The following is a 295-nucleotide window of genomic DNA, read 5'->3' on the forward strand; positions in this document are numbered from 1 at the left end:
TAGGGTTCAGCGGTATCGTGGCATTTGACCCAGCAGTAGCTCCGACGTATCCAGCCGGTCAAGTGGTGACGTTCAACGGTAGCACGTATGTCACCAATGTAGCCTCGCCAACGGGCACGCCGGGCACCTCTCCAGACTATACGTTATTAGCAAGTGCAGGGGCGACAGGAATATCTGGTGTCACTGGGGAAACAGGAGTAACGGGTGCAACCGGTATTGCTGGAGTAACCGGAGCCACAGGAGTAACAGGATTGACGGGTGAAACCGGTGTGACTGGGGCCACGGGCACAGCCGG

Annotated in this window: 1 pseudogene; it reads left to right on the top strand. The window is 57.6% G+C overall.

The annotated features are described in order from the left end of the window. Positions 1-295 (top strand): annotated as a pseudogene (locus M3629_RS28235) (hypothetical protein); the annotation flags it as partial.

Source organism: Paenibacillus polysaccharolyticus, assembly GCF_023714295.1.
In the GTDB taxonomy this organism is placed as follows: Bacteria; Bacillota; Bacilli; order Paenibacillales; family Paenibacillaceae; genus Paenibacillus; species Paenibacillus polysaccharolyticus_A.